This is a genomic window from Streptomyces shenzhenensis, from assembly GCF_003688995.1.
Classification (GTDB): Bacteria; Actinomycetota; Actinomycetes; order Streptomycetales; family Streptomycetaceae; genus Streptomyces; species Streptomyces shenzhenensis_A.
The window spans coordinates 600,103-617,351 of the sequence record NZ_PENI01000001.1 but is presented as its reverse complement, the minus strand read 5'-3'; the positions used below and the strand labels follow the sequence as shown (position 1 = coordinate 617,351).

Sequence of the window (17,249 nt, the reverse complement as noted above, 5' to 3'; positions counted from 1 at the left end):
CGTACGCAGACGTCAGGCGCGGCCCGCGGCCCTGATCCCGGCGCGCGCCGCCACGACCGCGCCCGCGGCCACGGCCAGCCAGGCCGCGACGGCGACCCACAGCAGCGCCTGCCCGAGACCCCGCAGCCACGGGGTGCCGACGGCCGCCGACGCGGACAGCGAGGCCGCCGCCGTCATCCCCATCGGGAACACCGTCGACCAGCGGCGCACGTCGTAGCGCGGGCGGGGCCGGACCACCTCCGCGATCACCAGGACGACGTAGCAGGCCAGATCGAGGACGAGCAGACACACGGTCGCGGTGTGCAGGACATCCCGGTCGTCCTCGTTCCACAGATACAGGGCCGGGCTCTCGGCGGTGATCAGCTTCGCTCCGGCCAGCGCCGCGATGGCGAGCGCGCCGGCCAGGACCCAGTGGTCCCCGGCCCCCCTGAGCACCTGCCGGGCGTCGAACCGGGTCAGCGCGAGCAGGTAGAGCGCCAGCCCCAGCCAGAACAGCACCAGCGCCGTGTGCGCGAGCCATGCCGTCGTCCCCGCGGCGGCCAGGGTGGCGCCGAGCACGGCGAGCCCCTCGGTGGCCACGCAGATCAGGAACACCGCCCCGGACATGCGGGGCCGCAGGTTCCGTCCGACGAGGAACAGCAGCACCGGCCAGAGCACCGCGGCCAGCGCGGGCAGCGCGGCGGCGAGGGTGTGCCGGCCGAGCACGGAGACACGGGTGCCGAGCACCGTCGTCGCGGCCACGGCGGCGAGCGTGCCGGGCGTCCTCGCCCCGGCCCGCCACCGTGCCGGGTCGCGCAGCATGCCCGTGACGAAATCCACGGCGAGCGCGAGCCAGGCGACACAGCCCAGCGCCAGGGCGATCAGGGACAGGACCTCGTACCCGGTCAGGTGCAGGCCCAGCGAGACGATGCCGGTCGCCATCACGGCGGCCCCGGCCGCCGGCGGACGCTGCGCCCACCAGGCGCGGACGGGGGAGATGCCGGGCATGCGCCCGATGGTAGGGAGCCCCGGACGCGCCGGCGGCGTGGCACGCGTGCGTACGTCTCAAAAACGCGCGGGCGCGGGACATGGCGGAACCTGAACGCGCCCACGCGCGCGTGGGTCCCGGTCGGGTTCACGCCCACGCACGCGTGGCGCCGGAAAACCGCCGGGACGGGTCAGGCCGGGCGTACCACGCTGTGGATGATCGAGTCCCCGGCGTAGTAGATCGACTCCTCGCGGACGTAGGCGCCCGGCTTCGGAGCGTGGATCATCATGCCGTTGCCGATGTAGAGGCCCACGTGGCTGACGTCGTCGTAGAAGAAGACCAGGTCACCGGGCTGGGCGTTGGCGAGGGAGACCGTGGTGCCAGCCTCGACCTGGCTCCAGGTGGTACGCGGCAGGGTGACGCCCGCGGCCTTCCAGGCGGCCTGGGTGAGCCCCGAGCAGTCGTAGGAGCCGGGTCCGGTGGCACCCCAGACGTACGGCTTGCCGATCTGCGCCCGGGCGAACGCGATCGCCTTCTCTGCCTTGGTGGCGTAGGCGGAGCCGGACGAAGAGGATGACGAGGATGAAGACGACGACGAAGACGACGAGTCCGTGGAGTTCGACGAGTCGCTCTTCTGCTGCGCCGCCTCCCGCGCGGCCTGCTCCTCCGCCTGCTTCTTGGCCAGCTCGGCCGCCTTCCGCGCGGCCTCCTCCTGCTTGCGCTTCTCGATCGCCGCGAGCCGCGCCTTCTCCTCCGCGGTCAGCTCGGACAGCAACTGGCGCGCGGTGGAGAGCTTCTTCTGGACGGTGGCCTTGGCGGTCTTCAGCTCGTCCTGGGACTCGTTGAGCGTCTCCAGGCTCTTCGTGGCCTCCTGGCGCTTCTTCATCGTCGCCGACTGCTCGGTGGCGTAGTCGTCGACCGCGGTCTTCTGACGCGACGTCAGCCGGCCCATCAGCTGGGTCTGGTCGAAGTAGTCCTGCGGGGTGTCCGCGAGCAGGAAGGTGGCGGTGTCGGGGGCGGCGGCCCCGGTCCGGTACTGCGCGGCGGCGAACGTGCCCAGTTCCTCACGGGCCTTGTTGAGCTTGTCCGTGCGCTGGGCGACATCGTCCAGGAGGGTGTCGACGCGCTTGCGCTGCTTGCCGGACTTCTCCTTGGCCGCGTTGTACTTCTCGGTCGCCGACTCGGCCTGCCGGTACAGGTCGTCGACCTTCTTCTGCACCTCCTCCACGCTCGGCCGGTCGCCGTCGGGAGTGGGGGCGGCGTTCGCCGTCTGGGAGAGCAGGGCCACGGAGGTGAGGGCGGCGGTGGCCAGGGCGGGGGTACGTATGCCGGAAACGCGGGTGCCCGCGGAGCGCGACTTGCGGTGCGACGCCAAGAGAGGCGACTCCTTCCGTGTTCCGCCTACCGAGTTAGCTGACGGGTTCGGGCGGATGGTTCGGAAGGTTTGCCCTACGGCCGTTCCCCGCAAGGGAGTTGGGCCGATTCACCCCAAAGTCGGTGTGGGTCCCCGGCTCCGTGCGCCACGGAAGGCGCGCCGGACTCGGCGGAGGCCGTACGGCCCGGCGATGTTCGCCGGTGGGGGTCGTACGGCCTGCCCGGCACGCTAGCCAACTCGTGTGGCTCCTGTGAAGGTTGATGGGTGATATGTCCGATACATTTTCGTGACCTGATGGTGGGTTTCCGTCTGGGTGACAAGGTGATTCCGCACGGTGAGCGGTTTGCCCGGCCTGTGGACCGGAGCGGGATCCGCCGGCGGACCCGGGCGATGTGCTCGGGGCGGCGGCGGGCTGTCGGTGGTGCGGCCTAGACTCGGAGAGCGATGAGCAGCCTCTTTGACGACAGCTTCCTGGCGGACCTCCCGACCCCCCACGGGCAGGAGGGTGAACCCCCGCCGCCGCCCGAGGACGAACACGCTCCGGAGCCGGTTCCGGACGATCTGTTCGGCGGGAAGTTCGACGTGCCCCCGGACCGGGACACCCACTACGGGGACGGCGCCCCGCGGCCGGTCATCGACCCGGCCGCGCTCCTGCACGGGCTGAACGACAACCAGCGCGCCGCCGTCGTGCACTCCGGCTCCCCGCTGCTCATCGTGGCCGGCGCCGGCTCCGGCAAGACCCGCGTGCTCACGCACCGCATCGCCCACCTGCTGGCGGAGCGCAAGGTGCACCCGGGGCAGATCCTCGCGATCACCTTCACCAACAAGGCCGCGGGCGAGATGAAGGAGCGCGTCGAGCAGCTCGTCGGCCCGCGCGCCCACGCGATGTGGGTGATGACCTTCCACAGCGCGTGCGTGCGCATCCTGCGCCGCGAGAGCAAGCGCCTCGGCTTCACCTCGTCCTTCTCGATCTACGACGCCGCCGACTCCAAGCGCCTGATGGCCCTGGTCTGCCGCGACCTGGACCTCGACCCCAAGCGCTTCCCGCCCAAGTCCTTCAGCGCCAAGATCAGCAACCTGAAGAACGAGCTGATCGACGAGGAGGACTTCGCCGCCCAGGCGAGCGACAGCTTCGAGAAGACCCTCGCCCAGGCCTACGCCCTCTACCAGTCGCGGCTGCGCGAGGCGAACGCCCTCGACTTCGACGACCTGATCATGACGACGGTCAACCTGTTGCGCGCGTTCCCGGACGTCGCGGAGCACTACCGCCGCCGCTTCCGCCATGTGCTCGTCGACGAGTACCAGGACACCAACCACGCGCAGTACGCGCTCGTGCGCGCGCTCGTCGGGACCGCCGAGCACCCGGTGGACGTGCCGCCGGGCGAGCACGACCTGCCGCCCGCGGAACTGTGCGTCGTGGGCGACGCCGACCAGTCGATCTACGCCTTCCGCGGCGCGACCATCCGCAACATCCTCCAGTTCGAGGAGGACTACCCGGACGCGACGACGATCCTCCTGGAGCAGAACTACCGCTCCACGCAGACGATCCTGTCCGCCGCCAACGCCGTCATCGAGCGCAACGAGTCCCGCCGTCCGAAGAACCTGTGGACCAACGCGGGCACGGGCGCCACCATCACCGGGTACGTCGCGGACACCGAGCACGACGAGGCGCAGTTCGTCGCCGACGAGATAGACCGGCTGACCGACGCGGGCGAGGCGAAGGCCGGCGATGTCGCCGTGTTCTACCGCACCAACGCCCAGTCCCGTGTCTTCGAAGAGGTCTTCATCCGCGTCGGCCTGCCCTACAAGGTCGTCGGCGGCGTCCGCTTCTACGAGCGCAAGGAGGTCCGGGACGTCCTCGCCTACCTGCGGGTGCTGGCCAACCCGGAGGACTCGGTCCCGCTGCGCCGCATCCTGAACGTGCCCAAGCGCGGCATCGGCGAGCGCGCCGAGGCGATGATCGACGCGCTCGCGCAGCGCGAGAAGATCAGCTTCCCGCAGGCGCTGCGCCGCGTGGACGAGGCGTACGGCATGGCCGCGCGGTCCACCAACGCCGTCAAGCGGTTCAATGTGCTGATGGAGGAGCTGCGCACGATCGTCGAGTCCGGCGCGGGCCCGGCCACCGTCCTGGAGGCGGTGCTCGAACGCACCGGCTACCTGGCCGAGTTGCAGGCCTCGACCGACCCGCAGGACGAGACCCGGATCGAGAACCTCCAGGAACTCGCCTCCGTGGCCCTGGAGTTCGAGCAGGAGCGCGGCGAGGGAGAGCCGGCCGCGGGCGGCACGCTCGCCGACTTCCTGGAGCAGGTCGCGCTGGTCGCCGACTCCGACCAGATCCCGGACGACGAGGAGGGCGCCGGCGTCATCACGCTGATGACCCTGCACACCGCCAAGGGCCTGGAGTTCCCGGTGGTCTTCCTGACCGGCATGGAGGACGGCGTCTTCCCGCACATGCGCGCCCTCGGCCAGACCAAGGAGCTGGAGGAGGAGCGGCGCCTGGCGTACGTCGGCATCACGCGCGCGCGGGAGCGGCTGTACCTCACGCGGTCGGTGCTGCGCAGCGCCTGGGGCCAGCCCTCGTACAACCCGCCCTCGCGGTTCCTGGAGGAGATCCCGGCCGTCCACATGGAGTGGAAGCGGACGGGAGCCACGGCGCCCGCGCCGTCCGGACCGGCGTCCGGCATCGCGGCCTCGCTGTCCTCGTCCCGCTCCCGCTCCTCCGCGGCGGGCGCGTCCGGGTTCGCCACGCGCAGGACGTCGGAGAAGCCGGTGGTCTCCCTGGCCGTCGGCGACCGGGTCACGCACGACCAGTTCGGACTCGGCACGGTCGTCGCGGTGGCGGGCACGGGGGACAAGGCCCAGGCGACGATCGACTTCGGAGACTCGAAGCCCAAGCGGCTGCTGCTGCGGTACGCGCCGGTGGAGAAGCTGTAGCCCGCTGAGCCGGGCCCCTGCCGGCCGGCGGGGGCCCGCGGACGGGGCGCCGGGCCGGCGGACCCGCGGGGCCTACGTGGGGTTGATTCCGTGGCTGCGCAGCCACGGCAGCGGGTCGATCGCCGAACCGCCGGCCGGGCGCACCTCGAAGTGCAGGTGCGGACCGGTGGAGTTGCCCGAGTTCCCGGAGTACGCGATCGGCTGCCCGGCCTTGACCGGTGTACCGGAGATGACCCGGTAGCTGGAGAGGTGGCAGTACCAGGTCTCCGTGCCGTCCTTCGCCGTCACGATCATCATATTGCCGTAGGCGCTGTTCCACTCCGTGCGGACGGTGCCGTCCGTCGCGGCCATCACCGTCGTGCCGTACGACACGGGAAAGTCGATACCGGTGTGCACGGACATCCAGTTCACACCGGCCTGCCCGAAGTAGGCGCTGAGCCCGTGCTGGGCGACCGGGAGCGCGAACTTGGGGCGCAGCCGCTCCTTGAGCGCCGCCTCGGCCTGCGCCTTCTTCTTCTCGGCCTCCTGCTGGGCCTTGAGGTCGATGCGCTCCTGCGTACGGCTGGCCCGGTCGGCGAAGTCGTCGGCGCCGGCGGAGAGGCTTTCGAGCTGGGTGTCCAGCTTGTTGTTGGCGGTGGATGGTTTCACCGGCGTCGCGTCCGCGGCGGAGGCGGTCGTGTCCGTGCCGTCGTCCGTCAGGCCGCCCACGGAGGCGGCGGCGATCCCGGCGACCCCCATCACACAGGCCGAGGGCACCGCGATGGTCAGCAGCGCGGAGCGCTTGGCGGGCGGACGGCGCCGGGAGCGGGCCGCGGCGCGCGAGCCCGCGCGGGGGGCGGGCGCCGGGGTGACCTCTTCCTGGTCGTCGAGCAGCGGCATCGCCGCGGGCAGTTCACCGGTGGCGGACAACTCGCCCTCGTCCGGGGCGGGTTCCTCGTAGGAGTGCGTCTCGTACGAGGGCTGCTCGAACGTGCTGGTCGCCTGCTGGTCGAAGGGCTCGGCCCGCTGCTCGGTACCGGCGCCGTCGGAGTTCCACTGCGTGGCGTCGTACGCGCCGGTGTCGAAGGTCTGGGTGCCCCACTCCCACTGCTGGGTCGGGTCGGCACCGCCGGGCTGGTCGGCCTGGAGCCAGGTACCGGCGTCCCACTGACCGCTGGTCTCGGGCGACGAGCCCTGCTGCGGCAACGTCCACGCCGTGGCGTCGTAGGCGCCGCTGTCGTAGACGGCCTGGTGCTGCGCCGCGTACGGGTCGTAGTTCAGGGTCTGATGGGCGCCCGTCGACCAGTGTGTGGAGTCGTACGCGCCGGTGCTCCCGGCCTCTCCCGGGAGGTTGCCGAAGAGGGGGTCGGCCTCGAAGGCCGCGGTGGCCTGCGCGCCCTGCGGAAAACCGCCGGCGTCGTAGCCGCCGTACGTGGTGAAGTCGCCGTACTGGGCTTCCTGTCCGCCGTACGCGTAGTGCGCCGAGGTGGCTTCGGAAGCCGGAGCCGGGGTGGTCAAGGTCCCCGACGGGTGACGGTCGTTCACCAACTTCTCTTTCGCCTCGACAACAGGGGCTGGCAGAGCAGTGCGGCGACTGTACCCGGCGGTACGCGGGCGCGACAATCTTCTGCTGGTTTCGCGTCCGAAGGAAACGGGCATTCGGCCGTGTTTCGGGGGACCGTGGACGCGGGTTTGGCCTTGTGTTCGAAGAATGTTCGACTGTGGGCGGCGTCCGGTCCCGTGAACGCGCCCGCGAGAGGCCGTGCGGTCCCGCTGTGCGGGGCGGTCCCGCGAGCCGGTCGCGCGGGGGCGGCCGTTCGGGTGTTCCGGACCGCCCTCCGCCCGCCCTCGGCGCTCAGGCCACGGTCAGCCCCGAGGGGTCCGCGACGACGCCCGTGTCCACCTGTTCGGTGTCGAGCACCTGCCGGATGCGGCCCGCGACCGCCGGATGCACCGGCAGGGCGAGATGCCCGATCCCGGTCACCGGCACGTTCTCGGCCAGCAGGTCGGGATGGTCGAGGCAGGCGGCCGCCAGCGGGTCCATCACCGAGTCGAGGTCGCTCCAGAAGCTGACGAACCGCGTACGGCAGCCGGGCGCGGGCAGGGCCAGTTCCTCGATCACGTCCGAACCGGGGCGCATCTGGCGCACGATCGGGTGGGCGTTCGCGAGCGGCACCGCCCGGGTGCCGGAGTGCGGGGTGCCCAGCGTCACCAGGGTGCGGATCCGGCTGTCACCGCCCAGACACTGCACGTAGTAGCGCGCGATCAGCCCGCCGAGGCTGTGCCCCACGATGTCCACCTGCGGGCTGCCCGTGCGCTCGCAGATCTCCTCGATGTGCTTGCCGAGCAGTTCGGCCGCGGTGCGTATGTCACAGGTCAGCGGAGAGTAGTTGAGGGACTGCACCTGGTTCCTGCCGTGCTGGGCGAGATTGCGGCGCAACAGGACGAAGACCGATCGGTTGTCGATGAAGCCGTGCAGCAGCACGACCGGGAGGTCGGGTCGGACCGGTAGCTGCGCGGCGCCGTCCGGCGGGGACGGGGGCCGGGAGCGGCGTTCCTGGATGATGCCGGTCGGATAGAGGAGGAGGTGTCCCGCGAGGATCGTGACCTCAAGGGCGGTCGCCTTGAGGAGGGTCACAGAAAGTCCCGCCAGTCTGGCCGGCAGGAGGAGCTGGTAGAGCGGACGAAGGGGCTGCACTGCCCTGGTGACCATCATGGCCGACCTCCTGTCGGCACACAGGAGGACGTCTCTGTCCCCCGTGTGCCCTTATGGGAAGCCGTGCGCAGGGTGATCGAGCGTGTGTCCCGTACACGCCGCGTGCCTTTCCTTTCCCTGCGGACCACGCTGCGGCTCCCGAACATGTCCCATTATGTGATTTCCCCCTCGGTCGCCGCCGTAAAACTGCCGGTTGAGGGATGCTATGGATAACGACCGTTCACTTCGCGGCCGGTGGCGGACCGCGCGGACTGTGCGGTACTTGTCGGTACGGATGGATCCAATCGCTTCATGGAGGCAGTGATGGGTGTGACAGCCGGTCCGATCCGCGTGGTGGTGGCCAAGCCGGGGCTCGACGGTCATGACCGTGGGGCCAAGGTCATCGCGCGGGCGCTGCGCGACGCCGGCATGGAGGTCATCTACACCGGGCTCCATCAGACGCCCGAGCAGATCGTCGACACGGCGATCCAGGAGGACGCCGACGCGATCGGCCTGTCCATCCTCTCCGGTGCGCACAACACCCTGTTCGCGGCCGTCCTCGGCCTTCTCAAGGAGCGCGACGCCGAGGACATCCTGGTCTTCGGCGGCGGCATCATTCCCGAGGCGGACATCGCGCCGCTCAAGGAGAAGGGTGTCGCGGAGATCTTCACCCCGGGTGCCACCACGGCGTCGATCGTGGCGTGGGTGCGGGAGAACGTACGGCAGCCGGCCGCCTCCGGCGGCTGACACCGGGTCGATTCCGTCGTCTCGGCCACGTTCACAGGTTCACCCGTTTCGGCTCTTCCGGCGCTCGGCTCCTTGGGCCGAACGGGTGCTTGGGCCGGTGCCGTGGCAGGAGGGGTCCGGCCCCAACACCCCGTGCCGCGACGCGAGAAGACCTGGCACCCGGTGTCGCGTCGCGGGAGTTTCCGACACCGGGTGCCGCAGGCCGAGGGGCCCGGGGCCGTCGCGGTGGCCCGGCATCGAACCGGGCCGTCTCGGAGGCGCCGCGCCCCCTGAGGCGGGCCCCGTTCGGCCCGCACCGCCGCGCCCCCCGAGTCAGGCCGCTGTCCGGCCCGTACCGCTGCGGTGCCGAGTCAGGTCGCTGTCCGGCCCGCCTCGTCGCGTCCCCAGGGGTCGGCCGGTGTTCGGCCGTACCGCGGTGGCGTCGGGCTTCCGCCGCGGCCTCGGGCGGGAGCGGCCCCCACGGGGTCGTCGTCGACGATGCGCGGCCGGCGGCCCATCGCCCCGCCCACCGCGGCGGGCACCTTCCAGCCGCGCTCGGTGATCAGCCGGTCGATGGCGGCGCCCAGCGTCATCGGGGCACGGCCTCCGGTGCGCGCACCGGAGGCTCAGGTGCCGGCCGGCGTCAGTTCACGGGCCATGTCGGCGCGCAGCCGCAAGGTGGTCATGAGCCGCTGGAACGCCTCCGCCCAGTAGCCGCCGGCGCCCGGTGACGCGTCCTCCCGCTCGTCCGGCACCGCCAGCAACCCGTCCAGCCGCGACGCCTCCGCGGGATCCAGACAGCGCTCGGCGAGCCCCATCACCCCGCTGAAGCTCCAGGGGTAACTTCCCGCGTCCCGGGCGATGTCGAGCGCGTCCACCACCGCCCGCCCGAGCGGCGCCGCCCAGGGCACGGCGCACACCCCGAGCAACTGGAACGCCTCGGACAGACCGTGCGCCGCGATGAACCCGGCGACCCAGTCCGCCCGTTCCGCGGCATCGAGCGTGCCCAGCAGCTTCGCCCGCTCGGCGAGGGACACCGCTCCCGGCCCGCTCGCCTCCGGCGCGCCGGGCGTCCCGAGCAGCGCCCGTGACCACTCCGGGTCCCGCTGCCGCACCGCCGCCCGGCACCAGGCCGCGTGCAACTCGCCCTGCCAGTCGTCCGTCACCGGCAGCGCCACGATCTCCCGGGGCGTACGCCCGCCGAGCCGCCGCGGCCATGTCCCGAGCGGCGCCGCCTCCACCGACTGGCCGAGCCACCAGGCCCGTTTCCCGCGCCCCGCGGGAGGTTTGGCCACGATCCCGTCCCGCTCCATCGCCGCGTCGCACTCCAGCGGCGCCTCCACCACGATGGCCGGCGCGCCGTCCGTGTGGTCGACCGCCACACAGGCCCCGGCCCGGACCGCCATCCGCGCCGCCAGCGCCGAACCGGGCAGCGCGGACAGCAACTCGGCGGCCAGCGCCCGCACATTGCGGCTCCGGTCGGCCAACGCCCGCTCCAGGAAGGGCTCGTCGGCGGCGGACAGTCCCGGACGCAGCGAGTCGAGGAACATCAGCCGGTCCTCGGCGCGCTCCGTCGCCCATGTGGTCGCCAGCAACTCGCGTGCCGCCGTGGGCCGGGCCGCGCGGATCGCGGCGAGCAGGGCGACCCGCTCGGCGAACAGGCCCTCCTCCCACAGCCGTCGCACCCCGTCGGTGTCGTCGAGGTCCGGCAGGGCCGCGCCGCCGCCCGGTGCCGCGCGCAGGGCGAATCTCCAGTCCGGGTTCAGCCGGGCCAGCCACAGCCCCCGCGGCCCCGCGAACGCGAGCGCCGCGGGGCGCAGGTCCGTGCGCCCCCGCGCCGCGTCCAGCAGCGCGGGCAGTGTCTCCGGCGGCGCGGCGTAGCCCTGCGCGTTCGCCGCCGCCAGCCACTGGGGCAGCAGCTCCATCAGGTCGGGCGAGGCGCCCCGGCGACCGCCGCCCGTGCCGGGACGGTCGGCCAGCAGCAGGGTGAGCCGGCGGGCCGCGGCGGCGGGCAGGGCGGGACGCGGATCCTCGGCGGCCGGCTCCGGGCGCCGGGCCGCCGTGGCCGGACGCAGCCCGGCCCGCCGCCGTACGGTCTCCACGGCCGCCGCGTCCAGCAGCGCCACCGGTGCCGCCCGGCCCGGCGCGCCCCCGGCGGGCGGGCGCCGGTCGGTGCCGAGCAGCGCCGTGGTGACGAGGTCCTCCCAGACGTCGGCGGTGCCCCTGGCGTCCACGGTGCCCGCGGCGAGCGTGGTGTCCGCGGCGTCCGTGGTGTCCGGCGGAGCGGCCGCATCCCGCACCGCAGCGCTGCTCCCGTTCATACGACTCCTTCTGGTCGGATCTCCCGTGGTCTCCGGTCGGTTCAACACAGCGCCACCGCCTCTCCGGCGCCCTCCGGCCAGGCCGTCAGCGGAGTGAAGCCCCGGTGGCCGCACTCGCCGAACACCGTGACCGGGGCGCCGCCGGACAGGGCGACCAGCCGCCACAGCCCGGGTCGGGAGCGGGCGGCCGGGGCCAACGGCAGCGCCCCGTCACCGTCGGCGTCCGCCAGCTGCCAGGACCCGCCGTCCGGCGTGGGCACGACCCGGTCCAGCGTCACCGGCACCGCGTCCAGCCAGGGGTCGTCCCGCAGCGCCTCGCCGTACCGGGCGACCGCCCGCGCCGTCGTCCCGCCCGGCGGCCGTATCGCCGCCGGCGCGGGCGGAGCGAACCGCTCCCCGAGCGTGGCCCGCAGCTGCCCGGCGCCGGGGTGGACGGACACCTTCGCCTCCAGGGCCAGCCCGACCGGCAGGGCCTGCTCGGGGGCGCGGCCCGCCGCGCCGTAGGAGAGGAGCAGGCAGGTGCGGCCCGACTCCTCGCCGTACAGCCAGATGCGGCGCGTCGTCAGCTTGGCGTCCGCCGTGTCGTACTGGGCGAGGACCAGCCAGCGGTCGCGCGTCGACGGGCCGTCCGGCGCCGCGGGCAGGCCGACACGGGAACGGACCGTCGCCGCGATGCCGTCCGGCAGCCGGTCCCGGCGCAGCCAGCCCTGGTCGAGGAGGTGCAGCAGCGCGCACTCCTCCAGCAGCCGTACCGGCCAGCCCGGACCGGACGCCGGAATGGCGCCCAACTCCCGCACCCGCGCGGCCAGTCCGGGCGCCTGCGCGTCGACCATGCGGGCCGCCGTCTCGTCCCACAGGCCGTAACCCGCCTGTTCCGCCGAGGCCAGTCCGCCGCGCAGCAGGTCGGCCAGGCGCTGCTCCAGCTCCGTCGCGCCCGCGGTGATCCGCTCGGCCCGGCGCTCCGCCCGGCGCCGCGCCGCTTCGGGATCACCGGATCCGGCGGCCGAACCACCCTCGGCCGGCGGCCGCTTGTCCTGCGCACGCTTCTTCCGTCCCGCTGTCCACTGCTCCGCCCAGTCCGGGGCCTGCCCCGTCGGCACCGCGGCGTCCCCGCCCGCCCAGAGCAGCAGCAGGCCGAGCGCGTGCTTGCACGGGAACTTGCGGCTCGGACAACTGCACTTGTACGCGGGGCCGGACGCGTCCGCGATGTCCACCACCGTCTGATACGGCTTGCTGCCACTGCCCTTGCACAGTCCCCACACCGTCCCCTCGTCGGAACTTCCCGCCTCGGACCACGGCCCGGCCGCGCCGAGCTTGCTTCCCGCTTTGCGCGACGCGGCGTCAGGCGCCAGTGCCAGCACCTGGTCCGCGGTCCAGCGCACCCCCTGCTGAGTCATGCCATCGAAGGTAGATCCCCCCACTGACAATCGGTCCAGCCGGGGCATTTGTGCAGGTCAGAGCGATTGTCAGTGGGGTGGTGCACGGTGGACACAGATCCGAACCGGCCGAGCTGGAGGGGGCCTCAGCCATGTCTGTGTCCGTGGAACCTACGTCCGTCGAACCGAGCCAGAACAACTCCGCGCCCGCGAACGCGGCGCAGGCGCTGCGCCCGCACGCCGAGGACGCCTTCGCCGCCGAACTCGCCGCGCTGGCCGCGCAGGACGACCGTCCGCGCCCGGCCCGCTGGAAGCTGTCGCCGTGGGCGGTCGCCACCTACCTGCTCGGCGGCACCCTCCCGGACGGCACGGTGATCACACCGAAATACGTGGGCCCGCGCCGTATCGTCGAGGTCGCCGTCACCACGCTCGCCACTGACCGCGCCCTGCTCCTGCTCGGCGTGCCCGGCACGGCGAAGACCTGGGTGTCCGAGCATCTGGCCGCCGCGGTCAGCGGTGATTCGACGCTGCTGGTGCAGGGCACGGCGGGCACCCCCGAGGAGGCCATCCGCTACGGCTGGAACTACGCGCGGCTGCTCGCCCACGGCCCGAGCCGGGACGCCCTCGTGCCCAGCCCGGTGATGCGCGCCATGGCGGAAGGCCTGACGGCCCGGGTGGAGGAGCTGACCCGCATCCCGGCGGACGTGCAGGACACGCTGATCACGATCCTGTCGGAGAAGACCCTGCCGATACCGGAGCTGGGCCAGGAGGTACAGGCGGTCCGCGGCTTCAACCTGATCGCCACGGCCAACGACCGCGACCGCGGGGTCAACGACCTGTCCAGCGCGCTGCGCCGCCGCTTCAACACGGTCGTGCTGCCCCTGCCGGCCGACGCCGACACCGAGGTCGACATCGTCTCCCGGCGCGTCGACCAGATCGGCCGCTCCCTCGACCTGCCCACGGCGCCCGACGGCATCGACGAGATCCGCCGCGTCGTGACCGTCTTCCGTGAACTGCGCGACGGCATCACCGCGGACGGCCGCACGAAGCTGAAGTCGCCCAGCGGCACGCTGTCCACCGCCGAGGCGATCTCCGTCGTCACCAACGGGCTCGCCCTGGCCGCCCACTTCGGCGACGGCGTGCTGCGGCCGGGCGATATCGCCGCGGGCATCCTGGGCGCCGTCGTCCGCGACCCCGCGGCGGACCGCGTCATCTGGCAGGAGTATCTGGAGACGGTGGTCCGCGAGCGCGACGGCTGGAAGGACTTCTACCGGGCCTGCCGGGAGGTGAGCGCATGAGCGGCTCACAACCCCTGCTGCTCGGCGTGCGGCACCACGGGCCGGGGTCGGCGCGGGCCGTGCGGGCCGCGCTGGACGCCGCCGTGCCGGAAGCGGTGCTGATCGAGGGGCCGCCCGAGGCCGACGCCCTTGTTCCGCTCGCCGCCGACCAGGGCATGCGGCCCCCGGTCGCGCTCCTCGCCCACGCCGTGGACGAGCCGGGCCGCTCGGCGTTCTGGCCGCTGGCCGAGTTCTCCCCGGAGTGGGTGGCCATCCGCTGGGCCCTGGAACACGACGTACCGGCCCGCTTCATCGACCTGCCCGCCACGCACACCCTGGCGTGGCGGAAGGCGGAAGAAGAGGCAGAGGCTGAGGTAGAGGAAGAGAACCCGTCAGGGCCGTCCGCCGAGCACACGCTCCGTCTCGACCCGCTGGCCGTGCTCGCCGAGACCGCCGGATACGACGATCCCGAGCGCTGGTGGGAGGACGTCGTGGAGCACCGGGGCGCCGGGGCTCCGGGGGACGGGACGCGCGACCGGGAGGCCGCTCTCGCGCCGTTCGCCGCACTGGAGGAGGCGATGGGGGCGCTGCGGGAGACGTACGGCGCCGGTGGGCACGACCGGGACCTCGTGCGAGAGGCGCATATGCGGCTCCAACTGCGGTCCGCGCAGCGGGAGTTCGGCGACAGCGTGGCCGTGGTGTGCGGGGCGTGGCATGTGCCCGCGCTGCGCCGGAAGAGCGCCGTCACCGCCGACCGGGCGCTGCTGAAGGGGCTGCCCAAGGTCAAGGCGGACATGACATGGGTGCCGTGGACGCACCGCAGACTGTCCCGGGCCAGCGGCTACGGGGCGGGCATCGACTCGCCGGGCTGGTACGGGCATCTGTTCGGGGCACCGGACCGGCCGGTCGAGCGGTGGCTGACCAAGGTGGCGGGGCTGCTGCGCGAGGAGGACCGGATCGTCTCGTCCGCGCACGTCATCGAGGCGGTCCGGCTGGCCGGGACGCTCGCCGCGATGCGCGGACGCCCGCTGCCGGGGCTGACCGAGACCACCGACGCGGTGCGCGCGGTGATGTGCGACGGCTCGGACGTGCCGCTGGCGCTGGTGCACGACCGGCTGGTCGTCGGCGACGTGCTGGGGGAGGTGCCGGACACGGCGCCAGCCGTGCCCCTGCAGCGGGACCTGACCCTGCTGCAACGGCGGCTGCGGCTCAAGCCCGAGGCGCTGGAGCGCGAGCTGGAGCTGGACCTGCGCAAGGAGAACGACGCCGAGCGCAGCCGGCTGCTGCACCGGCTGCGGCTGCTGGGCATCGGCTGGGGCGAGCCGGCCCGGTCGCGGGGCAGCACGGGCACGTTCCGGGAGACCTGGCGGCTGCGCTGGGAGCCGGAGCTGTCCGTGCGGGTCGCCGAGGCCGGGGTGTGGGGGACGACGGTGGCCGCCGCCGCGACCGCCAGGGCCGAGGCGGACGCCCGGGCCGCGCGGGCGCTCGCCGACGTGACCGCGCTGGCCGAGCACTGCCTGCTGGCCGGACTGCGCGACGCGCTCCCGGTGGTGATGCGGGTGCTCGCCGACCGGGCGGCGCTCGACGCCGACGTCGGCCATCTCGCCCAGGCCCTCCCCGCCCTGGTCCGCTCGCTGCGCTACGGCGACGTGCGGGGCACGGACACCACGGCGCTCGCCGAGGTCGCCGCGGGCCTCGCGGAGCGGGTCTTCGTCGGGCTGCCACCGGCCTGCACCGCCCTCGACGCGGACGCGGCCGAGCAGATGCGCGGCCACGTGGACGCGGTGCACGGCGCGGTGGGGCTCCTCGCCGAGAGCTCGGCCGCGAGCCACGGCGACCTGCGGGCCCGCTGGCGCTCCGTGCTCCGGTCGCTGTCCGGCCGGGACACCGTGCCCGGGGTCATCCGCGGCCGGGCCGTGCGGCTCCTGCTGGACGAGGGTGAGGTGGGGCAGGACGAGGCGGCCCGGCTGATGGGGCTCGTGCTCTCGCCGGGCACACCGCCGCAGGACGCCGCCGCCTGGATCGAGGGCTTCGTGGGCGGCGGGGGAGGCATGCTGCTCGTGCACGACGAGCGGCTGCTGGGGCTGGTCGACGCATGGCTGACCGGGGTGCCGGCGGACGCGTTCACGGATGTCCTGCCGCTGCTGCGGCGGACGTTCGCGGCGTACGAACCGGGCGTGCGGCGGACCCTGGGCGAGCTGGTGCGGCGCGGCCCCGGGGTGCGCGGCGGCGCGTCGGCCGGCCGGACGGCCGGCATACCCGGGTTCGCACCCGAGCCCGACACCGAGCGCGCGGAGGCCGTACTGCCTCTGGTGCGGCTGCTGCTCGGCCTGGACACCGACGACAAGGACCTGGCGGGGGTGGGCACATGACGACCACGAAGACCACGACGGAGACCGCTGCCGGCGGCCCGGCCGCAGCGGACGCCGCCGGGGAACGGCTGCGGCGCTGGCGGCTGGTGCTCGGCGGCGAGTCCGCCGACGGGACCGGATGCACGCTGCACGGACAGGACGCGGCGATGGACGGCGCGCTCGCCGCGCTCTACGGGAAGGGGGACAGACCGCAGTCGGGGCGGGACCGCGCGGCGGGGCTCGGGGCGTCGGCCCCGTCCGTGGCCCGCTGGCTCGGCGACATCCGGACGTACTTCCCCTCTTCCGTGGTCCAGGTCATGCAACGGGACGCCATCGACCGGCTCGGGCTGGACTCCCTGTTGCTGGAGCCGGAGATGCTGGCGGCGGTGGAGGCCGACGTGCACCTCGTCGGCACGCTGCTCTCGCTCAACAAGGCGATGCCGGAGACCACGAAGGAGACGGCAAGGGCGGTCGTGCGCAAGGTCGTCGAGGATCTGGAGAAGCGGCTCGCGACCCGGACCCGGGCCACGCTCACCGGCGCTCTCGACCGCAGCGCCCGCGTCAACCGGCCGCGCCACCACGACATCGACTGGAACCGCACGATCGCGGCCAACCTCAAGCACTATCTGCCCGAGTACCGCACGATCGTGCCGGAGCGGCTCATCGGTTACGGCCGCGCCGCCCAGTCCATGAAGAAGGAGGTCGTCCTCTGCATCGACCAGTCGGGTTCGATGGCGGCGTCCGTCGTCTATGCCTCCGTGTTCGGGGCGGTGCTGGCGTCCATGCGGTCCATCGACACCCGGCTCGTCGTCTTCGACACGGCTGTCGTCGACCTCACCGACCAGCTGGACGACCCCGTCGACGTGCTGTTCGGCACCCAGCTCGGCGGCGGCACCGACATCAACCGGGCGCTCGCCTACTGCCAGTCGCAGATCACCCGGCCGACCGAGACGGTGGTGGTGCTCATCAGCGACCTGTACGAGGGCGGCATACGCAACGAGATGCTCAAGCGGGTCTCGGCGATGAAGGCGTCGGGGGTGCAGTTCGTGGCGCTGCTCGCGCTGTCGGACGAAGGGGCGCCCGCGTACGACCGTGAACACGCCGCCGCGCTCGCCGCGTTGGGCGCGCCCGCCTTCGCCTGCACCCCCGATCTGTTCCCCGAGGTCATGGCGGCGGCGATCGAGAAGCGCCCGCTGCCGATACCGGACGGCGCGTGAGGTCCGGGGCGGAAGGGGACATGACTGCCCA

At 73.2% G+C, this 17,249-nt stretch carries 11 protein-coding genes, 1 pseudogene and 1 riboswitch; of the genes and pseudogenes, 5 read left to right on the top strand and 7 right to left on the bottom strand.

The annotated features are described in order from the left end of the window. Positions 1-12 precede the first annotated feature (12 nt). Together CTZ28_RS02645 and CTZ28_RS02640 are read right to left on the bottom strand one after the other, a co-directional pair. Entirely contained in the window at positions 13-987 is a 975-nt protein-coding gene (locus tag CTZ28_RS02645) for a tellurite resistance/C4-dicarboxylate transporter family protein (protein WP_121887529.1), read from the bottom strand. Positions 988-1,157: 170 nt separating this feature from the next. Then, on the bottom strand, positions 1,158-2,342 hold the full coding sequence (locus tag CTZ28_RS02640) for a C40 family peptidase (protein WP_121887528.1): 1,185 nt from the start codon (positions 2,340-2,342) through the stop codon (positions 1,158-1,160). 8 nt (positions 2,343-2,350) lie between these two features. Beyond that, positions 2,351-2,523, bottom strand: a riboswitch (cyclic di-AMP (ydaO/yuaA leader). A 263-nt stretch (positions 2,524-2,786) separates the two neighbouring features. On the opposite strand from CTZ28_RS02640, the gene pcrA reads away from it, so the two are divergent. After that, on the top strand, positions 2,787-5,276 hold the full coding sequence (pcrA, locus tag CTZ28_RS02635; protein WP_121887527.1) for a DNA helicase PcrA: 2,490 nt from the start codon (positions 2,787-2,789) through the stop codon (positions 5,274-5,276). A gap of 72 nt (positions 5,277-5,348) precedes the next feature. Here pcrA and CTZ28_RS02630 read toward each other — a convergent pair whose 3' ends face one another. Together CTZ28_RS02630 and CTZ28_RS02625 are read right to left on the bottom strand one after the other, a co-directional pair. Then, positions 5,349-6,800 carry a M23 family metallopeptidase gene (locus CTZ28_RS02630; RefSeq protein WP_121887526.1) on the bottom strand — a complete coding sequence of 484 codons (1,452 nt, stop codon included), beginning with the start codon at positions 6,798-6,800 and terminating at the stop codon, positions 5,349-5,351. A gap of 310 nt (positions 6,801-7,110) precedes the next feature. Then, positions 7,111-7,971 (bottom strand): esterase/lipase family protein, encoded by an 861-nt coding sequence (locus CTZ28_RS02625; protein ID WP_121887525.1) that lies wholly within the window; start codon positions 7,969-7,971, stop codon positions 7,111-7,113. A 303-nt stretch (positions 7,972-8,274) separates the two neighbouring features. Here CTZ28_RS02625 and CTZ28_RS02620 point away from each other — a divergent pair, with 303 nt between their 5' ends. After that, positions 8,275-8,697, top strand: a complete 423-nt coding sequence (locus CTZ28_RS02620) for a coenzyme B12-dependent isobutyryl CoA mutase small subunit (protein ID WP_121887524.1) — start codon at positions 8,275-8,277, stop codon at positions 8,695-8,697. Between the two features lie 464 nt (positions 8,698-9,161). On the opposite strand, the pseudogene CTZ28_RS02615 reads toward CTZ28_RS02620, so the two are convergent. The 3 genes and pseudogenes from CTZ28_RS02615 to CTZ28_RS02605 form a co-directional block, all read right to left on the bottom strand. After that, positions 9,162-9,299 (bottom strand): annotated as a pseudogene (locus CTZ28_RS02615) (DciA family protein); the annotation flags it as partial. 3 nt (positions 9,300-9,302) lie between these two features. Beyond that, positions 9,303-10,997: a DUF5691 domain-containing protein gene (locus tag CTZ28_RS02610; protein ID WP_220795302.1), complete on the bottom strand. Its 1,695-nt coding sequence runs from the start codon at positions 10,995-10,997 to the stop codon at positions 9,303-9,305. A gap of 41 nt (positions 10,998-11,038) precedes the next feature. Next, positions 11,039-12,394: an SWIM zinc finger family protein gene (locus tag CTZ28_RS02605; protein ID WP_121887523.1), complete on the bottom strand. Its 1,356-nt coding sequence runs from the start codon at positions 12,392-12,394 to the stop codon at positions 11,039-11,041. A gap of 131 nt (positions 12,395-12,525) precedes the next feature. On the opposite strand from CTZ28_RS02605, the gene CTZ28_RS02600 reads away from it, so the two are divergent. Genes CTZ28_RS02600 through CTZ28_RS02590 form a run of 3 tightly spaced genes read left to right on the top strand, consistent with a single transcriptional unit; the run spans position 12,526 to position 17,218 of the window. Next, the gene (locus tag CTZ28_RS02600) at positions 12,526-13,671 is read left to right on the top strand and encodes an ATP-binding protein (RefSeq protein WP_121887522.1); all 1,146 of its coding nucleotides are present in this window, start codon (positions 12,526-12,528) and stop codon (positions 13,669-13,671) included. Beyond that, on the top strand, positions 13,668-16,022 hold the full coding sequence (locus tag CTZ28_RS02595) for a DUF5682 family protein (protein WP_121887521.1): 2,355 nt from the start codon (positions 13,668-13,670) through the stop codon (positions 16,020-16,022). The genes CTZ28_RS02600 and CTZ28_RS02595 overlap by 4 nt, the downstream gene beginning before the upstream one ends. Further along, positions 16,019-17,218: a VWA domain-containing protein gene (locus tag CTZ28_RS02590; RefSeq protein ID WP_121887520.1), complete on the top strand. Its 1,200-nt coding sequence runs from the start codon at positions 16,019-16,021 to the stop codon at positions 17,216-17,218. The genes CTZ28_RS02595 and CTZ28_RS02590 overlap by 4 nt, the downstream gene beginning before the upstream one ends. The last annotated feature ends 31 nt before the right edge of the window (positions 17,219-17,249 follow it).

What these genes read in the sequence shown, in the direction of transcription:
- CTZ28_RS02645 (WP_121887529.1), bottom strand. Translation starts at nt 987, where the DNA reads ATGCCCGGCATCTCCCCCGTCCGCGCCTGGTGGGCGCAGCGTCCGCCG.
- pcrA (WP_121887527.1), top strand. Translation starts at nt 2,787, where the DNA reads ATGAGCAGCCTCTTTGACGACAGCTTCCTGGCGGACCTCCCGACCCCC.
- CTZ28_RS02625 (WP_121887525.1), bottom strand. Translation starts at nt 7,971, where the DNA reads ATGATGGTCACCAGGGCAGTGCAGCCCCTTCGTCCGCTCTACCAGCTC.
- CTZ28_RS02620 (WP_121887524.1), top strand. Translation starts at nt 8,275, where the DNA reads ATGGGTGTGACAGCCGGTCCGATCCGCGTGGTGGTGGCCAAGCCGGGG.
- CTZ28_RS02610 (WP_220795302.1), bottom strand. Translation starts at nt 10,997, where the DNA reads ATGAACGGGAGCAGCGCTGCGGTGCGGGATGCGGCCGCTCCGCCGGAC.
- CTZ28_RS02605 (WP_121887523.1), bottom strand. Translation starts at nt 12,394, where the DNA reads ATGACTCAGCAGGGGGTGCGCTGGACCGCGGACCAGGTGCTGGCACTG.
- CTZ28_RS02600 (WP_121887522.1), top strand. Translation starts at nt 12,526, where the DNA reads ATGTCTGTGTCCGTGGAACCTACGTCCGTCGAACCGAGCCAGAACAAC.
- CTZ28_RS02595 (WP_121887521.1), top strand. Translation starts at nt 13,668, where the DNA reads ATGAGCGGCTCACAACCCCTGCTGCTCGGCGTGCGGCACCACGGGCCG.
- CTZ28_RS02590 (WP_121887520.1), top strand. Translation starts at nt 16,019, where the DNA reads ATGACGACCACGAAGACCACGACGGAGACCGCTGCCGGCGGCCCGGCC.